The 19,500-nt window shown below is 65.6% G+C and carries 16 protein-coding genes; 7 read left to right on the top strand and 9 right to left on the bottom strand.

Annotated elements, in window-relative coordinates; genetic code table 11:
• The first annotated feature begins 31 nt into the window (after window positions 1-31).
• The 3 genes from AC1RWL_RS10855 to AC1RWL_RS10845 all read left to right on the top strand — a co-directional run bounded on the left by AC1RWL_RS10855 (window position 32) and on the right by AC1RWL_RS10845 (window position 3,690).
• Window positions 32-910, top strand: coding sequence for a 50S ribosomal protein L11 methyltransferase (locus tag AC1RWL_RS10855; RefSeq protein ID WP_493094776.1), 879 nt, complete (start codon window positions 32-34; stop codon window positions 908-910).
• Window positions 911-1,270: 360 nt separating this feature from the next.
• Window positions 1,271-1,795 carry a hypothetical protein gene (locus AC1RWL_RS10850; protein WP_493094777.1) on the top strand — a complete coding sequence of 175 codons (525 nt, stop codon included), beginning with the start codon at window positions 1,271-1,273 and terminating at the stop codon, window positions 1,793-1,795.
• Between the two features lie 59 nt (window positions 1,796-1,854).
• Window positions 1,855-3,690: an aminopeptidase P family protein gene (locus AC1RWL_RS10845; RefSeq protein WP_493094778.1), complete on the top strand. Its 1,836-nt coding sequence runs from the start codon at window positions 1,855-1,857 to the stop codon at window positions 3,688-3,690.
• Here the strand turns inward: AC1RWL_RS10845 and AC1RWL_RS10840 are convergent.
• The 4 genes from AC1RWL_RS10840 to panC all read right to left on the bottom strand — a co-directional run bounded on the left by AC1RWL_RS10840 (window position 3,680) and on the right by panC (window position 6,689).
• A complete protein-coding gene (locus AC1RWL_RS10840) occupies window positions 3,680-3,991 on the bottom strand; it encodes an AzlD family protein (RefSeq protein ID WP_256117121.1) in 312 nt (103 codons plus the stop codon). The two genes, AC1RWL_RS10845 and AC1RWL_RS10840, sit on opposite strands and share 11 nt — an antisense overlap.
• Window positions 3,992-3,993: 2 nt before the next feature.
• Entirely contained in the window at window positions 3,994-4,725 is a 732-nt protein-coding gene (locus AC1RWL_RS10835; protein WP_493094779.1) for an AzlC family ABC transporter permease, read from the bottom strand.
• Between the two features lie 262 nt (window positions 4,726-4,987).
• On the bottom strand, window positions 4,988-5,812 hold the full coding sequence (panB, locus tag AC1RWL_RS10830) for a 3-methyl-2-oxobutanoate hydroxymethyltransferase (RefSeq protein WP_493094780.1): 825 nt from the start codon (window positions 5,810-5,812) through the stop codon (window positions 4,988-4,990).
• Between the two features lies 1 nt (window position 5,813).
• Window positions 5,814-6,689, bottom strand: coding sequence for a pantoate--beta-alanine ligase (gene panC / locus AC1RWL_RS10825; RefSeq protein WP_493094781.1), 876 nt, complete (start codon window positions 6,687-6,689; stop codon window positions 5,814-5,816).
• Window positions 6,690-6,968: 279 nt separating this feature from the next.
• Between panC and AC1RWL_RS10820 the strand changes: the two genes are divergently transcribed.
• The 4 genes from AC1RWL_RS10820 (at window position 6,969) to AC1RWL_RS10805 (ending at window position 11,295) form a co-directional block, all read left to right on the top strand.
• Entirely contained in the window at window positions 6,969-8,909 is a 1,941-nt protein-coding gene (locus AC1RWL_RS10820) for a DEAD/DEAH box helicase (RefSeq protein ID WP_493094782.1), read from the top strand.
• Window positions 8,910-8,979: 70 nt separating this feature from the next.
• On the top strand, window positions 8,980-9,828 hold the full coding sequence (locus AC1RWL_RS10815; RefSeq protein WP_493094783.1) for a TIGR02587 family membrane protein: 849 nt from the start codon (window positions 8,980-8,982) through the stop codon (window positions 9,826-9,828).
• Between the two features lie 7 nt (window positions 9,829-9,835).
• Complete coding sequence (locus AC1RWL_RS10810) at window positions 9,836-10,246, top strand: TIGR02588 family protein (RefSeq protein WP_493094784.1); 411 nt, start codon at window positions 9,836-9,838, stop codon at window positions 10,244-10,246.
• 128 nt (window positions 10,247-10,374) lie between these two features.
• Window positions 10,375-11,295 carry a M23 family metallopeptidase gene (locus tag AC1RWL_RS10805; RefSeq protein WP_493094785.1) on the top strand — a complete coding sequence of 307 codons (921 nt, stop codon included), beginning with the start codon at window positions 10,375-10,377 and terminating at the stop codon, window positions 11,293-11,295.
• Here AC1RWL_RS10805 and ligA read toward each other — a convergent pair.
• The 5 genes from ligA to ftsZ form a co-directional block, all read right to left on the bottom strand.
• Entirely contained in the window at window positions 11,292-13,448 is a 2,157-nt protein-coding gene (ligA, locus tag AC1RWL_RS10800) for an NAD-dependent DNA ligase LigA (RefSeq protein WP_493094786.1), read from the bottom strand. The genes AC1RWL_RS10805 and ligA overlap by 4 nt on opposite strands.
• A gap of 258 nt (window positions 13,449-13,706) precedes the next feature.
• Window positions 13,707-15,377, bottom strand: a complete 1,671-nt coding sequence (gene recN / locus AC1RWL_RS10795) for a DNA repair protein RecN (RefSeq protein ID WP_493094787.1) — start codon at window positions 15,375-15,377, stop codon at window positions 13,707-13,709.
• Between the two features lie 23 nt (window positions 15,378-15,400).
• Window positions 15,401-16,267 carry an outer membrane protein assembly factor BamD gene (locus tag AC1RWL_RS10790; protein WP_256117140.1) on the bottom strand — a complete coding sequence of 289 codons (867 nt, stop codon included), beginning with the start codon at window positions 16,265-16,267 and terminating at the stop codon, window positions 15,401-15,403.
• A 162-nt stretch (window positions 16,268-16,429) separates the two neighbouring features.
• Window positions 16,430-17,386: a UDP-3-O-acyl-N-acetylglucosamine deacetylase gene (lpxC, locus tag AC1RWL_RS10785; RefSeq protein ID WP_256117141.1), complete on the bottom strand. Its 957-nt coding sequence runs from the start codon at window positions 17,384-17,386 to the stop codon at window positions 16,430-16,432.
• Between the two features lie 332 nt (window positions 17,387-17,718).
• A complete protein-coding gene (ftsZ, locus tag AC1RWL_RS10780; RefSeq protein WP_435267963.1) occupies window positions 17,719-19,443 on the bottom strand; it encodes a cell division protein FtsZ in 1,725 nt (574 codons plus the stop codon).
• Window positions 19,444-19,500 lie beyond the last annotated feature (57 nt).

Here is a 19,500-nt window from a genome sequence, read left to right as displayed (position 1 = left end):
AGGCGGAGCCCTGACAACAGGGACCCCAGCCGTGAGCGAAATCCGCCTCTACATCACCACGACCGAGAAGCTGGCCGATGCCGCACTCTCGCTGATGACCGACGCCTTCGAGGAAGAAGGCTACGCCATCGCGACGATGGAGATCGACGAGAAGCGGGACATCTGGGAAGCGTCCATCTACATGTTCCGCCCGGACGAGGCGGACATCCACGCGCGCTTTGCAGCACTGCTGGCCGCCGATTTCCCCGATGCCGAAATCCAGCGCGAGGAACTGCCGGACATCGACTGGATCGCCAAATCGCTGGAAGGGCTGAAGCCCGTGCGCGCCGCCCGCTTCGTGGTGCACGGCTCGCATGACCGCGGCAAGGTGCGCGCCGGCGAGATCGCCATCGAGATCGACGCCGGCCAGGCCTTCGGCACCGGCCATCACGGCACCACGGCGGGCTGCCTGGAAGTCATCTCCGACGTGATGCGGTCCCGCAGAGTCAGGCGTGTGCTTGACCTTGGGACAGGCAGCGGCGTGCTGGCGATCGCCGCGCGCAAGCTCGGCCCCGTCCAGGTGCTCGCCACCGACATCGACCCGATCGCCACCCGCGTCGCGCGCGAAAACGTCCGCCTCAATGGCATCGCTTCCGGCATCGCGCTGGAAACCGCGCCGGGCTTCCACTCCACCGCCTTCGGCCGCCACGGCCCCTTCGACCTGATCATCGCCAACATCCTCGCCCGCCCGCTGATGCGCATGGCGCCGCAGCTTGCGGCCCAGCTTGCGCCGGGCGGCGACGTCATCCTGTCGGGCATCTTGGCCTCGCAGCGCTGGAAGGTGCTGGCCGCCTATAATGGTGCCGGCCTGCGCCATGTGCGCACCATCTGGCGCGAAGGCTGGGTGACGATCCATCTCGATCGCCGCTGAAGCGGGAAAAAATAAAGGCGGTGCCAGAGGCACCGCCTATGGACCGGCGAACCGGCCATGCCCGCGAGCTTGAGGAGGAGGAGCGCTCAAGCGGGCCTATGTGTTCCGAGCGCCTTCCCGGAGGAGGGAGGAGGAGTGACCGGCAAGACGCCTGATCGGAACACCTAGCTTTTTGCGATTCGAAGGACTGGAGGAACTTTCACTTCGTTTCGCTTGAAGCGCGTTTTAAGTTCGCTTCGTTGGCGCTGCTTATAATCGATTCAGAAAATCGCGACAGAGCCTTTGTGGAATAGGTGCCATGCGCAAGATGCATAAGTCCAATCCAAGACCTCTTCAAACCACGGCCGGACCCCTCTGACCATGGCTGCGACCATCATCCCGCTCATCGCGCTCGCCATCATCGTCTTCGTGCTCTGGGTCGCGATCCGCGCCACCATCCAGGCCCGCCGCAACCCGCAGGCCATCGAAAGCACGACACGCTCGGAGGAAGACCGCCGCCGCGTTTCGGAATCGCTTCGCGATGCGCTGGACAAAAGGCCGCTCGGTGCGCCGCTGGCCGAGCGCATCTGGCGCAAGCTGATGGCGGAAGAGCCGAACCACGGCGTGATCTACGATTTTCACCGCGATTTCTGCGGCCAGGGCCTCATCCGCACCGAGGGCGGCGTGATGCTGGCGGATGTGCAGGATGGCGGCGTCTATTTCGGCACGCCGATCGCCGAATGGGCGACGGAAGCGGAGTTCGTCGCCTTCTTCGCCCGCCAGTCGGATTTCTCGATGAGCGGCTGGGATGCGGGCGAACCCGTCTTCTTCACCGATGACGACTGGTATCGCAACAACCAGCGCCTCACCCGCGCCGTGCTGGAACGATACCTTTCCCGCCTTTGACGCGGGGGAACGATCGGCTAGATTGCCGGCACGATTCATCGCCTTACCGGAAGTCCCCCATGTTCCAGAGTTTCGACGTCACCTCCACGCCCCAGTATGGCCGCGAACGCGCGGATGCGCTGCGCGCCTCCTTCGACGCGCTCGGCATCGACGGTTTCCTCGTGCCGCGCGCCGACGAATACCAGGGCGAATACGTGCCGGCCTCGGCCGAGCGTCTGTCTTGGCTGACGGGCTTTACCGGCTCGGCCGGCGTCGCCCTTGTCATGCGCGGCCAGGCGATCGTCTTCGTCGACGGACGCTACGTCACCCAGCTTGCCGAACAGGTGGACGGCAGCGTCTTCACCGGCGGCGACCTCGTCGGCGAGCCGCCGCATCTCTGGCTGCAAAACCATGCGCCGAAGGGTTTTCGTCTCGGGATCGACCCGTGGCTGCACACCGGCGCGGACGTGCGCCGGCTGGAAAAGGCGCTCGCCGGCCTCGGCGGCGCGCTCGTCTTCCTGCCGCACAATCCGCTCGACAAGGCCTGGACCGGCCGCCCGGCCGAACCGCTCGGCCGCGTCACCATCCAGGCCATCGACCAGGCCGGCGAACTCGCCCGCGATAAACTCGTGAAGATGGCGGAAGCCACCGCCAAGGCGGGCGCCGACGCACTGGCCGTCACCGACCCCTCCTCCATCGCCTGGATCTTCAACATCCGCGGCAGCGACGTGCCGCACACGCCGCATCCGCTCGCCCGCGCCATCATCCTGGCAGAGGGCCGCCCGCAGCTCTTCCTCGACAAGCGCAAGACCGGCATCGAGCAGGAAGCCTATCTCACCCAGCTCGCCGACCTCGTGGCGCCCTCGCAGTTCGACGAGCGCATCGCGGCACTGGCGGCAGAGGGAAAACGCATCCTCATCGATCCCGACCAGGCGCCCTTCGCGCTCGCCGAGATCGTGCGCGCCAAGGGCGGCACGCTGGTCGAGGCGGTCGATCCCGCCCGCCTGCCCCGCGCCTGCAAGAATGCCGTCGAGCTTCAGGGCTCGGCGCGCGCGCATCTGCAGGACGGTGCGGCCATGGTCGAGTTCCTGGCATGGCTGGACAGCACGACGCCAGGCTCGCAGACCGAAATCGCCGTGACCAAGAAGCTGGAAGAGGTGCGCCGCAATGTCGGCGAGCGCCAGCAGAACCCGCTGAAGGACGTGTCCTTCGACACGATCGCCGGTGCCGGCGCACATGCCGCCATCATGCACTATCGCGTGACGACCGAAACGGACTCGACCCTCGAGCCAGGCACCCTGTTCCTCATCGATTCCGGCGCGCAATATATCAACGGCACCACGGACATCACCCGCACGGTGGCGATCGGCGCGGTGCCGCAGGAACAGAAGCGCTTCTTCACGCTGGTGCTGAAGGGCATGATCGCGATCAGCACGGCACGTTTCCCGAAGGGCTCGCGCGGCTGCGACCTCGATCCCCTCGCCCGCATCGCACTGTGGAAGGCGGGCGCCGATTTCGCCCATGGCACCGGCCACGGCGTCGGCTCCTACCTCTCGGTGCACGAAGGCCCGCAGCGCATCGCGCGGCTTTCGACGCAGGAGCTTCTTGCCGGCATGATCCTGTCGAACGAGCCCGGCTACTACCGCCCCGGCGCCTTCGGCATCCGCATCGAGAACCTGATCCACGTTCTGCCGGCAGCCCCCGTCGAGGGCGGCGATCTCGAAATGCTCAGCTTCGAGACGCTGACCTTCTGCCCGATCGACCGCCGCCTCGTCGTGGCCTCCCTGCTGACGGACGAGGAACTCGCCTGGCTCAACGCCTATCACATCGAGACGCGCGAAAAGCTCCTGCCGCTGTTGTCGGATGACGCGACGAAACGCTGGCTTGAACAGGCGACGGCGGTGATCAGCCGATGACGTGACGCAGAGTCATCACGACGATCCAGCCGATCGCCAGCATCGGCAGTACGGAGAGGCGCAGGCCCACCACCAGCGCGACGAGCAGGGTGAGGCTCACGTCGAGTCCACCCGTTACGGCAGCCGGCGCCACCAGCGTGGTGAGCACGGCCGCCGGAACGGCATTCAGCGCTGCCTCGACGCGCGGCGGGATACGCTTCATGCGCGTGATGAAGACATAACCGCCGATGCGCGTGAGATAGGTCGCGATGGCGCCGGCGGCGATGATCAGCAGCGTCTGCGTGTGAAAGAACGTTTCCATGCTCACGCCTCCCCTTCCACGGTCTCGCCGAGGGGCGCGGCCTCCTTGCCGTCGAGCGGCAGCACGGCCGCAACGAGGATACCGGCCAGCGCCCCGAGGCTGACATGCCAGGGCGAGCCGACAAAATGCAGCGCCAGGATCGAGCCCGCGCCCGAGGCGAGCACCACCGGCAGCCAGTTCGCCCGGCTGCGGAAGCCGAGCACGAGGCCCATGAAATAGATGGGCAGCAGCACGTCGATGCCGATCGCCTTGGGGTCACCAATCAGGTTGCCGAGGAAGCCGCCGATAATGGTGAGGCACAGCCAGGGCACATAGACGCTGAGGCCGAGCACCATCGACCAGATATAGCTGACGCGGATGCCGGAATCCGCCCGCCGCTCGGTTTCGGCGAATTGCGGATCGGTCAGCAGGAACAGCGAGGTCGCCTTCTGCCAGAAGGTGAGATGCCGTATATGCGCGGCGATCGCGGCCGAATAGAGCACATGGCGGAAGTTGACGGCGAAGATCGACAGCACCACCAGCCACGGCGCCACATGATGGTTGAAGAGCTCCACGCCGACGAGCTGGCTCGCCCCGGCATAAAGCGTGGCGCTCATCAGCGCCGCTTCCGCGATCGTCACGCCGTTATCGACGGCGACGGCGCCGAACAGCACGGCGAACGGCGCGGCAGCAATCGCGACGGCACTGCCACGCCGGAAGGCGTCGCGGATTTCTTCTTTCGTGGCGGGGGTCATGGGTCTGCTCTATGTTGCAATGGCGAAGCCATAGAGCAGCAACGGCCCACCCGCAAACCAATATGGCTGATGGACCGTTCAGCGCCGTTGATCATTCAACGCCGTTTTTAGCCCGGCGCTGATGGATGCCGCCTCACTCTCCTCCGTCATCCTCGGGCTTGACCCGAGGATCCACGCCACGAATTCAGGGTGCCGCGGGGTATGGATCCTCGGGTCAAGCCCGAGGATGACGGAGGAGAGATTTTACCAAGCGGCGCTGAGGTCAGCTCTTCTTGAGCTGGAACGTGTGCTCGGGACCGGGGAAGCTGCGCGCCTTCACCTCTTCAGCATAGGTCGCGAAGGCCTCGCTCATGACCGGGGCCAGGTTGGCGAAATGCTTGACGAAGCGCGGCTTGAAATCGGTGAAGATGCCGAGCACGTCATCGACCACCAGCACCTGACCGTCACATTCCGGCGACGCGCCGATGCCGATGGTCGGCGCCTTGACCTTGCCGGTGATTTCGCGCGCCAGCGGCTCCACGGTGCCCTCGATGACGATGGCGAAGGCGCCGGCATCGTCGATGGCCGCGGCATCCCGGCGGATCTTCTCGACTTCCTTGTCATTGCGGCCGAGCGAGCGATAGCCGCCGGTCGTGTTGATGAGCTGTGGCATCAGCCCGACATGGCCGAGCACCGGAATGCCGCGCTGCGTGAGGAAATCCACCGTCTCGGCCATTTCCGCGCCGCCTTCCAGCTTGATCGCCGAACAGCCGGTCTCCTTCAGCACGCGGGCGGCGGTGGCGAAGGCCTGCTCCTTCGACTGCTGGTAGGAGCCGAACGGCAGGTCGACGACGACGCAGGCATTGGACGAGCCGCGCATGACGGCCTGGCCGTGGGCGATCATCATCTCGATCGTCACGCCGACAGTCGAATCCAAGCCGTATAGCACCATGCCGAGGCTGTCGCCGACCAGCATGAAATCGACATGCGGATCCATGAGCTTGGCGACCGGCGTCGTATAGGCGGTGAGGCTGACGATGGGCCGGTCACCCTTGAGGGCGCGGATGTCGGCGGGCGCCAGACGGCGTTTCGCAGTGTGTACGCTCATGTCACGCTACCTTTGCAATTTTCACGTTTTTCGGGTCGATGACCCGGTTGTCGAGAAGTTTCGTGCTCCCGAAGCGCACGAAAAGCAACAAAAGAACCGGCTTTTCACCGATTCCGTCTATATCGGCCAGCGTTTCCGGGTCGCGTAGCGCAACCACTTCAGGCCTGGCCAAGGGTTCGGCGCGCAGGAAGGCGGTGACACCCTCCTCCACCTTCGCCGCATCCGTTTCGCCGGCGGCGATCAGCCGTTCGGCCTCGTCGAGCGCGCGCGGCACGATGGCGGCGGCGGCGCGTTCTTCCGGGGAAAGATAGACATTGCGCGACGAACAGGCGAGCCCGTCGGCCTCGCGCACCGTCGGCACGCCGACCACCTCGACGGGCTGGGCGAGGTCCTCGGCCATGCGGCGGATGATGGTGAGCTGCTGGAAATCCTTCTCGCCGAAATAGGCGCGGTCAGGGCCGGCAATGTTGAAGAGTTTCGTCACGACCGTCGCGACGCCCGCGAAATGGCCGGGGCGCACGGAGCCTTCCAGCTCGGCTCCGAGCTTCGGCACGTCGACCACCGTCTCCATCGGCCGCGGATACATCTCCGCCACGCCGGGCGCGAAGAGATAGTGCACGCCTTCGGCTTCCAGCATCGCCTGGTCGCGGGCGAGATCGCGCGGATAACGCGCCAAATCCTCGTTGGCGCCGAACTGCAGAGGATTGACGAAAATGGTGGCGACGACGATATCGTTTTCGGCGCGCGCCCGGCGGGCAAGCTCCATATGGCCGACATGAAGATAGCCCATGGTGGGCACGAGGCCGATGGTGCGGCCGTCGAGCCGATGCGGCGCAAGGGCCGCGCGCAAATCCGCGATGGTGGTGAACGTCTGCATCGGCGGCTCCTCCTTGCTCTCGCCCTCTCCCGCAGGCGATGCCCCGCGCGGTCTCTTCCGGACCATATTGAGGGGGCGCCGTTTTCTATCTTGTGCAGCGCAAAAAGACAATCGGCAAACACCTTTGCCGGCGATCGGCCGGCCCGCTGGGCAGCGTTGCGTTTTGCGCACTGTACATTTCGGCCAATCGCCGGTAGAGAGCGCACCACATGCCCGTCACGGATGGGCTGAGAGTGCGACGCCAGTCCGTCGCGGAACCCGAATTCCGAAAGACCCTAGATGACAAGTTTTGAAGGCCTCGCTCCGGCGATGGCAAAGGCGTTGGAAAAACGCGGCTACACCACGTTGACGCCCGTCCAGATCGCCGTCTCCGACCCCAAGCTCAGTGACGCCGACGCGCTGGTCTCCGCGCAGACCGGCTCCGGCAAGACCGTGGCCTTCGGCCTGGCGCTCGCGCCCACGCTGCTCGGCGGCGCGGAACGCTTCGAGCGCGCCGCAAGCCCGCTCGCCCTCGTCATCGCGCCGACCCGCGAACTCGCCATGCAGGTCAACCGCGAACTGGACTGGCTCTATGAGATGACCGGCGCCGTGATGGCCTCCTGCGTCGGCGGCATGGACATGCGCACCGAACGCCGCGTGCTCGAGCGCGGCGCGCACATCATCGTCGGCACGCCCGGCCGCCTGCGCGACCACATCACCCGCGGCAACCTCGACTTGAGCGCCATCCGCGCCGTCGTGCTCGACGAGGCCGACGAGATGCTCGACCTCGGTTTCCGCGAAGATCTCGAATTCATCCTCGAAGCAGCACCCGAAGACCGCCGCACGCTGATGTTCTCGGCCACGGTGCCGAAGGAAATCGCCGCCCTTGCGAAAAACTACCAGCGCAATGCGATGCGCATCTCGACCGCCGCCGAGCGCGAGCAGCATGTCGACATCGATTACCGCGCGCTGCTCGTGGCGCCCTCCGACCGCGAGAACGCCATCATCAACGTGCTGCGCTTCTACGACGCGCAGAACGCCATCGTCTTCTGTTCGACGCGCGCTGCGGTGAACCACCTCACCGCCCGCTTCAACAATCGCGGCTTCTCGGTCGTGGCGCTGTCGGGCGAACTCAGCCAGAACGAACGCACCCACGCGCTCCAGGCGATGCGCGACGGCCGCGCTCGCGTCTGCATCGCGACCGACGTCGCGGCCCGTGGCATCGACCTGCCGAACCTCGAACTGGTCATCCATGCGGACCTGCCGACCAATCCGGACACGCTGCTGCACCGCTCGGGCCGCACCGGCCGCGCCGGCCGCAAGGGCGTCAGCGCCCTCATCGTGCCGCTGAGCGCGCGCCGCAAGGCCGAACGCCTGCTCCAGATCGCCAACCTCAAGGCGAACTGGGCAACCCCGCCGTCGGCCGAGGACATCCTGCGCCGTGATGACGAGCGCCTGCTCGCCGACCCGACGCTGACCGACAAGATCGGTGAAGACGAGGTCGAGACCATCGACGCCCTCGTCGCGCGTTACGATGCCAAGCAGCTCGCCGCCGCCGTCGCCCGCTTCTTCAAGGCCGGCCGTTCGGCGCCGGAAGACCTGATCGAGGTCTCGCTCGAACAGCGCAAGCCGCGCGAGCGCGGCAACGACTTCATCCCGGCCGAAACCAAGCGCCCGCGCGACGGTTTCGGCTCCAGCGTCTGGATTTCCGTTTCGGTCGGCCGCAAGCAGCGCGCCGAGCCGCGCTGGCTGATCCCGATGCTTTGCCGCAACGGCAACATCACCAAGAACGAGATCGGCGCGATCAAGATGCAGCCGGAGGAGACCTTCGTGGAACTCTCCGCCGCCGCCGCCGATGGTTTCCTCGGCCATCTCGGCCCGACCAGCATGCTGGAGCGCGGCATTCGCGTGACGAGGCTCGACGGCCAGCCGGACCTCACCCCGCAGCCCTATGAGCGCATGCCGGGCGAGAAGAACCCGCGCTACGACAAGCCGGAGCGCCGCCCCGACTGGAAGCCCAAGGGCGAATTCGACAAGAAGCCGCGTTTCGAGAAGCGCGACGGCGACAAGCCGGCGGGTGCCGCTGCCAAGCCGCACTGGAAGGACCGCGACGGCGACAGCAAGAAGCCGGCAAAACCCTTCGCCGGCGCAAAGCCCTTCAAGGGCAAGCGCGACGAGAAATTCGCCAAGCCGGACGGCGCCCCGCGCAAGCCGAAGGCGAAGAAGCCGGATTACTCCTGACGGCCTTCGGCGGCGCGGAACTATCATGACCGCGCCGCGTTACCCTCGCGCTTTTGCGAGGGGATTTTGAATGGCAGGCGAAGCGGCATCCGCCCGGGACGAGAGAAGTGAATTCAGCCGCTTCGTGACCGGCCTCGGCCGGGGCGTCGCCGGCGCGCTGTTCCTGGCGCTGCCCATGCTGATGACCATGGAAATGTGGTATCTCGGCTTCTATATGGCGCGCGAACGCCTGCTGCTGCTTCTGATCATCAACATTCCCCTGCTCGTGCTGCTTGCCCATCGCATCGGCTTCGAGGAGACCTTCACCTGGCGCGAGGCGGTCCGCGACGCGATCATCGCCTACGGTATCGGCATTCTCACCAGCCTCGTGGTGCTGTCGGCACTCGGCCTGCTGAAAGGCGGCATGCCGGCAAGCGAACTCGTCGGCAAGGTTGCGCTGCAATCGGTGCCGGCCAGCATCGGTGCCATGCTCGGCCGCAGCCAGCTCGGTCATGACGACGACAAGGACAGCGACGACGCGAAGGAAACGCGCTACCCCGCCGAACTCCTGATGATGGGAGCAGGCGCGCTCTTCCTGTCGCTCAACATCGCCCCCACCGACGAGATGATGGTGCTCGCCTACAAGATGACGATCTGGCACGCCATCGTCGTCACCGTCCTCTCCATCGCGCTCATGCACGGCTTCGTCTATGCGGTGTCCTTTACCGGCGGGCACGAACTCTCGCCGGAAACCCCCTGGTGGCACGCCTTCGTGCGCTTCACCTTACCGGGCTACGTCATCGCGCTGTCGATCAGTGTCTTCACGCTGTGGATCTTCGAGCGCCTCGGCGACAGTTCCGCCGTCGAGATCATGCTTTCCGTCATCGTGCTCGGCTTCCCCGCTTCGCTCGGCGCCGCCGCCGCGCGGCTCATCCTGTGAGGCGACCATGACGAAGACTGAAAAGGGCCGCCACCGCGAACGCCACGATCCGCACTGGATCGAATGGGTGACCGGCCTCGTCTCCGCCGTGCTGATCGCCGGCATGCTCGGCTGGCTCGGCTGGGAGGCCTTTACCCGCGAGGCGACGCCGCCGGACCTCTCCATCACCGTGGTGACGACGGAAAAGGCCGCGACTGGCCACCGCGTCACCTTCGACATCTACAACACCGCGACCACCACCGCCGCGGCCGTCACCGTCATCGGCCGGCTGACGGAGGGCGACAGGGTGATCGAGGAAAATCACGTCGTCTTCGACTATGTCGCGGCGGAATCGAAGGCGACCGGCGCCATCCTGTTCCAGGCCGATCCGGCCGGCCGCACGCTCGATATCCGTCCGGCGGGATATACCGATCCGTAAATCAACGACAAGCTGTGGACGGCGGCCGGCAAGGTGGAACCAATTTCGCCCCGATGGATTGAGCAGGAGGCAACCGTCCGTGTCCGCCGACGAGAAAAGGGCATGGCAGATCCCGCAAGGCTCGAACCATGGAAATGCCCCTTCTCATCCTGCTGACGACGCAGGTCCTCCTGCCAGCCTTCTTTCTTTTATGGCTATGGCTGCCGCGCCCGCCCGACAGGCTGGGCTGGATCATGCGCGTGCTCTACGGCGCATCCTATTTCGCCTTCATCGCCGTCATCGGCCGGTGGGATTTTCTGAGCACCACGCTGGCGATCCTGCTGCCGGTCGCCTACGTCGCCTGCGCCGTCCTCTCCTACCAGCGCCTGCGCGGCCGCGCCTGGAACCGCTCGCCCTCGACGATGCGCGCGCACGGCTTTACCGCGGCGATGGCGGTGTTTTTCCTGGCGCTCACCGCCCGCGCGCTGTCGGGCTACGGCTATCAGGATAGCGCCGTGGAGCTCGCCTTCCCCTTCGCCGCCGGCCACTACTATATCGGCCAGGGCGGCAGCGCGACGGCGATCAACAATCACCATGCCGACCAGAGCCAGCGCTTCGCGCTCGACATCGTCGCGCTCAACAGCTTTGGCGCCCGCGCCGACGGGCTGATGCCGAAAGAGCTGTCCGACTACGAGATCTTCGACCGGGAGGTGAAAAGCCCGTGCACCGGCGTCGCCATCTCGATCCATGACGGCGTCGACGACAACCGCATCTTCGAAACCAACACCGAGCAGCCGGCCGGCAACCACGTCATCCTCGCCTGCGGCACGGCGCGCATCCTGCTCGCGCATTTCCGCAAGGGCTCGATTGCGGTCGCGGCCGGTTCCATCGTCAGCGAAGGCGAAACGCTCGGCCGCGTCGGCAATTCCGGCAATTCAACCGAGCCGCACCTGCACATGCACGCCTATCTCGGCGGCACGCTCGACTACAATGCCGGCCAGGGCGTGCCAATGACGTTCGACGGCCGCTTCCTCGTGCGCGGCTCGACCGTCACTGTCCCCCAGAATTAGGATTTGATCCGCTCGAACCAGCCATCCTCGTCGATCACCTCGACATTGAATTCCTTCGCCTTGTCGAGCTTGGAGCCAGCGCCCGGTCCGGCCACCACGAGATCGGTCTTCTTGGAGACCGAGCCCGCCACCTTGGCGCCCAGCCGCTCGGCCATGGCCTTCGCCTCGTCGCGCGTCATCTTCTCCAGCGAGCCGGTGAACACCACCGTCTTGCCGGCAACCGGGCTCGACGTCACCACCACCGCTTCGGCAGCCTCCGGCGTCACCTCCTGCAACAGCCGGCCGATCACGTCGAGATTGCGCGGCTCCTTGTAGAACTCCACCATCGCCCGCGCGACGACCTCGCCGATGCCGTCGATGCTGTTGAGCTCGCTCCAGGCCTCGCCCGAGAGCGAGACGGACGCCGTCATCGCCTCCGCGAAGGCCGCATAGGTGCCGTAGGCGCGCGCGAGAAGCTTGGCATTCGTCTCGCCGACATGGCGGATGCCGAGCGCATAGATGAAGCGGTTGAGGGAAATCGACCGGCGCGCATCGATGGCGTCGTAGAGTTTGCGCACGCTCACCTTGCCGAAGCCGTCGATGTTTTCGAGCTTCGTCAGCGAATCCGCCTGCCGCTTTTCCAGCGTGAAAATATCAGGCGCCGTGCGGATCGTCAGCGACGGGTCTTCCGCTTCGAAGAAGAAGTCGATCTGTTTCGAACCCAGCCCCTCGATGTCGAAGGCGTTGCGTGAAACGAAATGTTTGAGATGCTCCACCGCCTGCGCGCGGCAGACGAACCCGCCGGTGCAGCGCGTGACCGAATCGAGCCGGCCGGTCTTCTCGTTGCGCTCGCGCACGGCATGGCTGCCGCAGACCGGGCAGGTCTTCGGGAATTCATAGGCAACCGCATCCGCCGGCCGCTTTTCCATCACCACGTCCAGCACCTGCGGGATCACGTCGCCAGCACGCTGCACGATGACGGTATCGCCGATACGGATATCGTGCTCCTCGGCGCGGATGCGCTCGCCGTTATTGCCGATGCCCTCGATATAATCGGCATTGTGCAGCGTCGCATTGGTGACGACCACGCCGCCGACCGTGACGGGCGTGAGCCGCGCGACGGGCGTCAGCGCGCCGGTCCGGCCCACCTGGATGTCGATCTTCTCCACGGTCGTGAAGGCCTGCTCGGCCGGAAACTTATGTGCGGTCGCCCAGCGCGGCGAGCGCGAGCGGAAGCCGAGGCGCTCCTGCAGCGCCAGTTCGTCCACCTTGTAGACGACGCCGTCGATGTCGTAGTCGAGATCCGGGCGGGCAAGGCCGATCTCTCGGTAATGCGCGATGATATCGTCGACGCGGGAAAGCCGCTTGGTCATCGGATTGACGGGAAAACCCCAGGATTTCAGCACCTCGATCATGCCGTATTGCGTGTCGGCCGGCATCGCGGACATCTCGCCCCAGGCATAGGCGAAGAAGCGCAGCTTGCGGCTCGCCGTCACCGTGGCATCGAGCTGGCGCAGCGAGCCCGCTGCCGTGTTGCGTGGGTTGACGTAGGTCTGCTTGCCGTCCGCCGCCATCTTCTCGTTCAGCGCCAGGAAGTCGCTCTTGGCCATATAGACTTCGCCGCGCACCTCCACGACGTCAGGCGCGCCGGCCGGCAGGCGGTTGGGGATTTCGCCGATCGTCAGCACGTTGGCCGTGACGTTTTCGCCCGTCGTGCCGTCGCCGCGCGTCGCCGCACTGACCAGCCGACCGTTCTCGTAGCGGATCGACATGGAAAGCCCGTCGATCTTCGGCTCGGCGGTAAAGGCGATCGATTCGTCCGGCAGGCGGCCAAGGAAGCGGTAGACCGAATTGACGAAATCGCGCACGTCCTCGTCGGAAAACGTGTTGTCGAGCGACAGCATCTGGCGGGAATGGGTGATCGGCGCGAAGGTCGGCAGCGGCGCGGAGCCCACCCGGCGCGACGGGCTGTCAGCGCGCACCAGTGCGGGAAACCGCGCCTCGATCTCCTCGTTGCGCCGCTTCAGCGCATCATAGTCGGCGTCCGAAATCTCGGGCGCATCCTGCCCGTGATAGAGCTCGTCATTGCGCGCGATCTCCGCCGCCAGAAAGGCCAGCTCGGCCGCAGCCTCTTCTTCGGTGAGATTCTCGACGGGGGTTTTCGCGTTCGCCATGGCATGCTCCGGATTCTGCCACCGGTTTTAGAGGAAATGGGATGAAAGAAAAGGTGGGAGCGCCGTGAGATACGGCTCTACTGTCCGCTCTTGGCCTACCCCCCTCTGCCCTGCCGGGCATCTCCCCCTCAAGGGGGGAGATTGGATGGGGCGCCGTTTCGTCCTTCTTTGACGATGCAGTGTGAGCAATGTCCCCGCCTCTTGCCGATCTCCGTCCTTGAGGGGGAGATGCCCGGCAGGGCAGAGGGGGGGTGCCTGCTACACCCCACCCGACAATAGCCGGGCCGCTGCTGCCCTCGCCTCGTCGGTCACCGAGGCGCCGGCGAGCATGCGGGCGATTTCTTCCGTGCGGGCGCTGTCGTCCATGCGGGCGACGCGGGTGGCGACGGTCTCGCTGCCCTCGACAGGGCCTTTGGAGATGAGCAGATGCGTCGCGGCGCGGGCGGCGACCTGGGGGGCGTGGGTGACGGAGAGCACCTGCACCGTCGCGGAGAGACGCTTCAGGCGCTGGCCGATCGCGTCTGCGACGGCGCCGCCGACACCGGTGTCGATTTCGTCGAAGACGAGCGTGGGCGCCGAGCCTCGGTCGGCAAGCGCCACCTTCAGCGCCAGCAGGAAACGCGACAGTTCGCCGCCCGACGCGACCTTCATGATCGGGCCGGGACGCGTGCCGGGGTTGGTCTGGACGTGGAACTCGACCGTGTCGATCCCCTCCTCCGCGCCGCCCTCCGGATCGGTGGCGATCTGGACGGTGAAGCGCGCGCGCTCCAGCTTCAGCGCCGGCAGTTCCGCCATCACGGCGGCGGCAAGCGCCTCGGCCGTGTGATGCCGCTTTTCAGAAAGCGAACGGGCGGCGAGCTCGAAGGCGGCGCGCATCTCGGTGAGCCGCGCCTGGAGCTGCACCAGCTTCTCCTCGCCGGCGTCGAGATCGGCCAGATCGGCGATCATCTTCGCCGCAAGCGCCGGCAGGCCGGTGACGGGAACGGAATATTTGCGGGCGGCGGCGCGCAGCGCAAAGAGGCGTTCTTCCGTGCGCTCCAGTTCCTTGGGATCGTATTCCGTCTTGCGCAGCGCCGCCTCGACGGCCATCTGCGCGTCGGAAAGCTGGCCCAGCGCCTGGTCGAGCAGCTCGACGGTTTCTTCCAGCAGGCCCGGCGCCTCGTGGCTCTTGCGCTCCAGCCGGCGCACAAGGGCGGCGATCAGCGGCACGGGCGAGGCATGGCCGTTCAGGAATTCGCTCGCCTCGTTGATGTCGCCGGCAATGCGCTCGGCCTTCATCATGCGGGCGCGCACTTCCGCCAGCGCATCCTCCTCGCCGTCCTGCGGCGAGAGCGCTTCCAGCTCGTCGACGGAGGAGCGCAGGTAATCGGCCTCGCGGGCCGCCGCCTCGACCTTGTCGCGGTGACGCCGCAGCGTGCGCTCGGCCTCCTTCCAGCGGTGATAGAGCGTGCCGACCTCGGTCGCCGCCTCGCCAAGACCGCCGAAGGCGTCGAGCAGCAGGCGGTGCGCGTCCGTATCGACGAGCGCGCGATCGTCGTGCTGGCCGTGGATTTCGACGAGAAGCTGGCCGGCCTGGCGCATGAGCTGCACAGAGACCGGCTGGTCGTTGACATAGGCCTTGGTGCGGCCATCGGCGGATTGCTGGCGGCGGAAGATCAGGTCGCCATCGTCGTCGATGCCGTTGTCGCGCAAAAGCGCCCGGGCGGCATGGGCGTTCGGCACGTCGAACACGGCCGTCACCTGGCCGCGCTCCGTGCCGTGGCGCACCAGCGAACCATCGCCGCGCCCGCCGAGCGCCAGCGAAAGGCTGTCGAGGAGGATGGATTTACCCGCGCCCGTCTCGCCCGTCAGCACGGAGAGACCGGGCTCGAACGCAAGGTCGAGCCGTTCGATCAGGACGATATCGCGGATCGATAGCTGCGCCAGCATGGCCCTGTCATATCTCTTTTGCGTCAGACGCCGAGCAGATTCTTGCCTGCACGCGAAATCCAGGACCCACTGTTTTCACGCGGCTCCAGACCCTTGGACTGAAGCAGCTTGTAGCTGTCGGCATACCACTGGCTATCGGGATAGTTATGGCCGAGCACCGCGGCGGCGGTCTGCGCCTCGGTCTCGACGCCCATTGCATAATAGGTCTCGACGAGACGGGCGAGCGCTTCCTCGATCTGGTTGGTCATCGGGTACTTTTCGACGACCACGCGGAAGCGGCTGGCAGCCGCGATGAATTCCTTGCGTTCAAGATAGTAGCGGCCGACCTGCATTTCCTTGCCGGCGAGCTGGTCGCGGGCGAAACGGATCTTGGTCTGCGCGTCCTCGACATATTCCGAATCGGGGTAGTTCTCGACGACGGCCTGCATGGCTTCCAGCGTCTGCGCGGAGGCGCGCTGGTCCTGCGTCACGCTCGGGATCTGCTTCCAGTAGGCGAGGCCAACGATGTATTGCGCGTAGGCCGCATCCGAGGAACCCGGATAGAGGTTGAGGTAACGCTTGCCGGCGGCGATCGCCTCTTCGTTGCGGCCCTGGCGATAATTCGTGAAGGCCGACATGACGAGCGCCTTGCGCGCCTGTTCGGAGAACGGATGCTGGCGGTCGACGGCCTCGAACTTGCGGCCCGCCTCCGTCACCTTGCCGGCGTTAAGGTTGGCAAGGCCCTGATTGTAGAGCGTATCGGAAGATTCGGTCTCAGCCGAAAGCTTCGTGATGTCGATGTCCGGATCCGACTGGCATGCGGAAAGAGCGACGGAGGATCCCGCCGCGAAAAGCGTAAGATAGACAATGCGCGCCGTCTTCTTCACACCAACAGACCCTGCAACAACCATGTGATAATCCCAGTTCAACGGCGCCCCATGCGGTCAGCCCGACACACGCGCGCCCCGCGTTCTATCTCCAAATGCCTGAAGACCGCAACGCCATGCCGGCGCATTAACGCATTTTTATGGCGGAGGTGTCGGGAAAGCGGCAACCGGAACCGGCCACTGGCTTCAAAGAGACCAGGGGGCGAATTCCGGGGCGTTGACGGCGATCAGTTCGCGCTGTCCGGCGCGCGAGCGCGGGACAGCCGCTTCGACCACTTCATAGGCGGTGCGGTCGCTGAGCAGCGCCTTCAGCGCATAGGCGTTCATCTTGTGGCCGCCGCGATAGGAGCGGTAGCAGCCGATGAACTGTGCGCCGGCAAGTGCGAGGTCGCCCACGGCGTCGAGCGTCTTGTGGCGTACAAACTCGTCCTTGGCGTAGCGCAGGCCCTCGACGTTGATGACCGTGTTGTCGTCGGAGATGACGACGGAATTTTCCAGCGACGAGCCGAGCGCATGGCCGGAGGCCCAGAGCTTTTCCACATCGCGCATGAAGCCGAAGGTGCGGGCGCGCGACAATTCGTTGCGGAAGGTCAGCGGCGTCAGGTCGCCCTTCCAGGCCTGCCGGCCGATCAGCGGGCAGTCGAAATCGATCTCGACTTCGAATCGCGTGCCGTCATAGGGCGAGAACTCGGCCCAGGAGGCGCCTGCCTCGACGCGGACCGGCTTGATGATTCGGATGTAGCGGCGCTTGACCGAAAGCGGGATGAGGCCGACCTGGTCGATCGCATCGATAAAGGGTGCGGAGCTGCCGTCCATAATCGGCATTTCGGCGCCGTGCACCTCGATCAGCACATTGTCGAGGCCAAGCGCATAGAGCGCGGCCATGACGTGCTCGACCGTGGCGATCGACGTCGTCGGCGAGAAGCCGAGAACGGTGCAGAGATCGGTGTTGCCGACCTGCGAGGAGACCGCACGATATTCGCTGACCGTGCCGTCGTCATGCTGGCGCTGGAAGACGATGCCGAAGTCGGCTTCGGCCGGGTTGAAGGTGATCGATACGGCTGCGCCGGAATGGACGCCCGTCCCGGCAATCGTCACCGGGTGGGAAATCGTCGTCTGGAAACCGAGCATACCGATCGTCATGTGCATTCGCCTCGTCTTACTATCGGCTGATTCTTCGCCGACATCTTATTTCACGGCCCAAGGATACCCTTGGCCGGGCGCGTTGCGCCCACCGACAAAGTTCGCCCGAAAGTCTGGAGTGATTTGGTGCGTCCCGGCTTGCGCCGACGATCCGATTCCTGACTGGCCCCTGTGCCCACGCTGAATGTAGTAGGTCCCTCAGTGTCAGACAAATCACTGTTTCTTTCGCTTTGTTACGCTTGCTTCAGCACTCAAGCCCTTGAAGATAAAGCACAATAGAAAATGCCCGGACCTGGATCCGGGCATTCTGTAACACGACCCTGCGGGCGACCTCAGTTCGACTGGCGACGGAGGAACGCCGGGATCTCCAGCTGGTCGTCCTCGCCGAGCGCACGCGGCTGCGGGTTGGCGCGGCCGTGGTCGTCGAGCTGACCGCGACGCGGGGCGTAGAGGCTGGCTTCCGGCGAGAGCGGGCGGCGCTGCTGCTGGGCGGGTGCCGCGGGCTCCTGGGCGGCCTGCGTTTCCTCATGACGGCCGAGCGACGAGGTCAGGCGCTTCAGAAGGCCCATCGGACCACGCTCTTCGTGGTGCGAGGCGACCGGCTGCTGGGCCGAACGGTGGTCCATCTCTGCCTGCACGACCGGCGGAAAATCCTCGATCTTCGGCATGCGCATGGTCTGCGGCTCCTGGCGGATGATCGGAGCAGCAGGCTCGACGCGCTGCTGCATGACCGGAGCCTGCTGCACCGGCTGCTGCTGGACAGGGCGCTGTACCGGCGTTTCGGCCGGGGCGGAGAACAGGCGGTTCTGCAGGCGCGGCTCTTCCTGGATGGAAGCAACCGGCTGCTGCATCTGCGCCGGGCGGCTCACCGGAATGGCAAGCTCGCGTTCGAGGCTCTCTTCCGAGGCGCGGATGGCTTCGGCGATCGGATCGACCATCGGCTGCTGGACGACCGGCTGCTGCATGACGGGCTGCTGGGCGACCGGTTGGGGAGCCGGTGCGACGGCCTGGACCGGAACGGCGGCGGACGGGCGGACTACCGGCTTGCTGAGGTTGCGAAAGTCAGCATTACGTGCAGCCACCTCCGAGGCCGCGCGGTCGATACCGGTTGCAACAACGGAAACGCGGATCAGGCCTTCGAGCTCTTCATCGAAGGTAGCGCCGAGTATGATGTTTGCGTCCGGATCGACTTCCTCGCGGATACGGGTTGCGGCTTCGTCGACTTCGAAGAGGGTAAGGTCACGGCCGCCGGTGATCGAGATCAGCAGGCCCTGCGCGCCCTTCATCGAGGTTTCGTCGAGCAGCGGGTTGGCGATTGCGGCTTCGGCGGCGGCCATGGCGCGGCCTTCGCCCGAAGCTTCGCCCGTGCCCATCATGGCGCGGCCCATCTCGCGCATCACCGAACGGACGTCGGCGAAGTCAAGGTTGATCAGGCCTTCCTTGACCATCAGGTCGGTGATGCAGGCGACGCCCGAATAAAGCACCTGGTCGGCCATCGCGAAGGCGTCGGCGAAGGTGGTCTTGTCGTTGGCGATGCGGAACAGGTTCTGGTTCGGGATGACGATCAGGGTGTCGACCGACTTCTGCAGTTCCTGGATGCCCTCTTCGGCAAGACGCATGCGGCGGCCGCCTTCGAAGTGGAACGGCTTGGTGACGACGCCGACGGTCAGGATGCCCTTGTTGCGGGCGGCCTGGGCGACGACCGGTGCTGCACCCGTACCCGTGCCGCCGCCCATGCCGGCGGTGACGAAGCACATGTGGGTGCCGTTCAGGTGGTCGATGATCTCATCGATGCACTCTTCGGCGGCAGCGCGGCCGACTTCCGGCTGCGAGCCGGCGCCGAGACCTTCGGTCACGGCGACACCCATCTGGATGATCCGCGTCGCCTTGGTCATGGTGAGCGCCTGGGCGTCGGTGTTGGCAACGACGAAATCGACGCCTTCCAGGCCCGCGGTGATCATGTTGTTGACGGCGTTGCCGCCGCCGCCCCCGACGCCGAAGACGGTGATGCGGGGCTTCAGCTCGGTGATGTCCGGCTTCTGGAGCTTGATAGTCATTGCAGTGTTCCTTTCGTTTCCGGCCGCTTCGCCCAGCCGGTCTATTCCCAAAACTCA

It is taken from the genome of Shinella sp. GW821-FHT10F02, assembly GCF_058809275.1.
This window is presented reverse-complemented; position numbering and strand designations above follow the sequence as displayed.